This window comes from Frankia sp. CeCAU1 (genome assembly GCF_977971845.1).
In genome coordinates this window covers 24,392-27,110 of the sequence record NZ_CDWWXA010000045.1, presented here as the reverse complement: position 1 = coordinate 27,110, position 2,719 = coordinate 24,392, and the positions used below count along the sequence as shown (strand labels likewise).

Here is a 2,719-nt window from a genome sequence, read left to right as displayed (position 1 = left end):
CTCGGGCGCCACCTGGCCAGTCAGCGGACACCCGCCAGACTCATCCCGAGGGCACAAGGACCCACGGTTTCGATGCCACCTAATAAATAACGGCACGTCGTCAGTGATTCGCTCACGCTCGTCTTCCTGATCCCTGCCTGACACCTCGGCCGGCGCCTTTTCCACATCGCTCACCACGGACGCGTCACCGCTCCCGCAGCATGTGGCGGCCTGGAGCCTCCCTCCGCAGAGCGACTCCGAATGGCCAAATCCTTCATCTGCTACACAGCACCGCAGTCAGAAGCTCTTCCTACAATTCGCTCCCTTCCACGTTCGTGGCGCACCTTGTCGTTTAACCTGTCGGCCCCTCAGATCCTGCGGCTGTTGACCTTTCCGTGGTCTTCCCGACCGGTTGGATGACCGCTGGTCGTCGGTTGGTGCGGCCGGGGCCGGGTCGGGGTGGCCTGCCGGACGCCTTCGGCGGGCGGTGCGGGCAGGCGGAAGACCCGGTCGCAGCGCAGCCGGCCGACACCGAACCACGCACCCGGCGGAACACACCACTTCCGAGCACCTCAGGCGAGACACAAGCGATCACAAGCGATCACGCAGATCGCAACCACTCAGCCAGTTTCCCGTTACGGAGAGACGTTCCTAGCGCCAACCGCCGCCATCTGGCGACAGTCGCGAAGCTGCAGATCATCCTGCCATCCCTTGGCTTCCAGCGGCAACCATGGCGGGTTCGGGTGGACCGCCCGTCATCAAAAATGATCATGTTCGCCATCGCGCCGCCAGACCCTAGATGATCGTAGGACTCACGCGTCGCCCCGAGGACGCCCATATTCATCCGTACAGTTGACGATATGGGCCACTCGGTGGACTATCGTAAACGAATCAGCTGATGTGTCATGGTTGCAGAGGAAGGTCGGGATCATGTTTCAGATCTTCGAGGCTCTTGCGAATCCGCCCTGGTGTGACCTGATCGAGCGGCTGAGCGACGGCGACGCCACGGTCGGCGAGCTCGCCGAGTGGTGCAAGGCCGACGTGCAGACGGTCTGCAAGCACATCGAGGTGCTCGAGCAGGCCGGCCTGGTCAGCCGCACCGGAGATGCCCACCGCAGCCTGGTGCGCCTCAACGCGGAGGTGTTCGACCTGATGACCACACGGATTGTCGACGGCTTCCGTCCGAAGCATTGGGGCATCGCCCCAGACAGGGCGCAACTGGTGGGGATAATAGTGAAGAATCCGGGGCGAGCGCACCGGATCGTCCACCGGTGACCTGATGGATATCCAGCTCAACGGCACGAAGGTCGGAGTTGTCGGGCTCGGCACGATGGGCGCCGGCATCGCCGAGGTAGTGGCGCGCGCCGGCATCGAGGTGGTCGGCGTCGAGCTCAACGACGAGACCCTGGCCCGCGGGCTCGATCGGATCCGGCACTCCACGGACCGGGCGGTGAGCCGCGGCAAGTTGACCAAGGTCGAACGGGACGCCCTGCTCGCCCGTATCCAGGCCGGAACCGGGATCGAGGCCGTGGCCGACTGCCAGCTGGTCATCGAGGCGATTCCCGAGCGGATCGAGAAGAAGCTCGGGCTCTTCGCCGAGCTGGACAGGCTGTGCCCGCCAGAGGCGATCTTTACGACGAACACCAGCTCCCTGCCAATCATCACGTTGGCCGTCGCTACCTCACGCCCCTCCCGGGCTGTCGGGACCCACTGGTCCAACCCCGCACCGGTCATGGGCCTGGTCGAGATCATCCATACTGTGGTCACCGACCCGTCTGTACTGGAGGATGTCGGGAAGCTCGTCGCGAAGGTCGGAAAGACCGCGGTGGTCGCCGGGGACCGGGCGGGTTTCATCGTGACCGCCCTGCTGTTCGGGTACCTTAACAGCGCTGTCCGGATGCTGGAGGCGTGCTACGCCACCCGTGAGGACATCGACGCCGCCATGCGGTTCGGCTGCGGTCACCCGATGGGCCCATTGGCACTGCTCGATCTGATCGGTCTCGACTCCGCGTACGAGATTCTCGACTCGATCCATCACACCTCCCGCGACCACCTGCACGCACCGGCCCCGCTGCTCAAGCAGCTAGTGACCGCCGGCATGCTCGGCCGCAAGACCGGGCGGGGTTTCTACACCTACGCCGCCCCTTACTCCTCCGAGATCGTCGACATGGTCGAACCACCCCAACTCGGCTTCTTCGCGGTCCCAGGACGGCCGGTGCACACGATCGGCGTGGTCGGCACCGGCACCATGGCCAGCGGAATCATCGAGGTCTGTGCCCACCTTGGCTACAAGGTGGTGTTCCGTGCACGGAGTGAGAAGAAAATCGCCGCTGTCCGGAAGAAGCTCGAGAGGTCACTGGACAAAGCGGTCGAACGGGGAAAGATCTCATCGGACGAGCGTACTTCGACACTGGCACGGGTTCGAGCTTCGACCGATCTGTCCGTCCTCGCCGAGTGTGACCTCATCATCGAAGCGGTCGTTGAGGACTTGGACGTCAAACGGGCGCTGTTCGCTGAACTCGACACGGTTGCACGCCCGGGAGCGGTCCTCGCGACGACCACGTCCTCGCTGCCCGTGATCGAGTGTGCCACCGCCGCGTCCCGCCCGCAGGATGTGGTCGGTATGCACTGGTTCAACCCAGCGAAGAAGATGCGCCTGGTCGAGATCGTGCCGACCATCGTAACCGCGGACGACGTGACCGCGACTGTCTTCGACGTGGCCAGGACGGCGGGCAAGTAC

General features: G+C 64.4%; 2 protein-coding genes. Both read left to right on the top strand.

Annotation, left to right across the window (positions count from 1 at the left end):
- Positions 1-909: 909 nt before the first annotated feature.
- The gene (locus AC08OO_RS10565; protein WP_476609748.1) at positions 910-1,254 is read left to right on the top strand and encodes an ArsR/SmtB family transcription factor; all 345 of its coding nucleotides are present in this window, start codon (positions 910-912) and stop codon (positions 1,252-1,254) included.
- A gap of 4 nt (positions 1,255-1,258) precedes the next feature.
- The coding region (locus AC08OO_RS10560; protein ID WP_476618462.1) for a 3-hydroxyacyl-CoA dehydrogenase family protein at positions 1,259-2,719 on the top strand (1,461 nt) is incomplete at its 3' end.